This window comes from Streptomyces niveiscabiei, from assembly GCF_001419795.1.
GTDB lineage: Bacteria > Actinomycetota > Actinomycetes > Streptomycetales > Streptomycetaceae > Streptomyces > Streptomyces niveiscabiei.
The window spans coordinates 1-1,232 of the sequence record NZ_LIRL01000988.1 but is presented as its reverse complement, the minus strand read 5'-3'; the positions used below and the strand labels follow the sequence as shown (position 1 = coordinate 1,232).

General features: G+C 75.6%; 1 protein-coding gene. It reads left to right on the top strand.

Translation table 11 applies throughout. The annotated features are described in order from the left end of the window. Window positions 1–39 precede the first annotated feature (39 nt). Complete coding sequence (locus AOK24_RS38475; RefSeq protein WP_055724583.1) at window positions 40–1,158, top strand: Gfo/Idh/MocA family protein; 1,119 nt, start codon at window positions 40–42, stop codon at window positions 1,156–1,158. Window positions 1,159–1,232 lie beyond the last annotated feature (74 nt).

Genomic DNA, 1,232 nt, shown 5'->3' with positions numbered 1-1,232 from the left:
CCCCCTTCCCCGTCCGCCCCTCGTCCTCAGGAAGCAGCCATGACCGAACCGATCCGTGTGGGTGTCATCGGAGCCTCCCCCGAGCGGGGCTGGGCCACGGCGTCCCACCTGCCGGCCCTCACCGCGCTGCCGGACTTCGAGATCACCGCCGTGGCCACGACCCGTACGGGCAGCGCCCGCCGGGCGGCCGAACGCTGCGGGGCCGCCCACGCGTTCACCGACCCGGCGCGCCTGAGCGGTCATCCGGACGTCGACCTCGTGGTCGTCGCCGTGAAGACCCCGGACCACGCCGACCTCGTCCTGCCGGCGCTGGACGCCGGCAAGCACGTCTACTGCGAGTGGCCGCTCGCCCGGACCACGAAGGAGGCCGAGGTGATGGCGGAGGCGGCGGCGCGGGCCGGCGTCCACCACGCCGTCGGCCTCCAGGCCCGCCACGCGCCCGCCGTACGGCACGCCCGCACCCTGCTCACCGGGGGCGCGATCGGCAGGGTCACCGGCGTGCACGTGTACGCGGCGCGCGCCAAGGGCGTCGGCGGCACGATCACCCCCGACGCGGTCTACACCCTGGACCGCCGCAACGGCGCGGGCACCCTGGAGGTGGCCGGCGGCCACACGCTGGACCTCCTGGAGTTCCTGGCCGGACCGGTCACGCGGCTGTCCGCCGACCTGTGCGTGCGTCAGCCCCGGCTGACGGTCTCCGGCACCGCCGAGAGCGTCGGCGTCACCAGCCCCGACCACGTCATGGTGCAGGGCCTGCTCAGCACCGGCGTGCCGGTCAGCGTCCACGTCCACGACGGCAAGAGCGGCGACGCCCGCACCCGCCTGGAGTTCTCCGGCACCCGCGGCAGCCTCGCCGTCGTCTCCGAGGGCCCCGCGGCCGGGCACGGCATCCAGGTCTCCGACGTCCACCTGTACGAGGCGACCGCGACGGACCCCGCCTGGCGCCACCTCGACACGCCCCCGGCGCACCGCGCCCCCGCCGACGTCCCCGCCACCGCCGTCCGCAACGTCGCCGAGCTGTACGCGGCCCTCGCCGCCGACATCCGCACCGGCACCCGCACGGTCCCCGACTTCGAGACGGGCCTGCGCCTGCACGGCCTCCTCGACACGGTCCGCACGGCGGCCGAGACGGTCTCGGGACAGGTCAGGGGGTTGTAGATGACCACCTCCGACACAGCCGGAACCTTCCTCACCGCCCTCCTCGACGGCCGCCCCGACTGGCCGACCTGGAC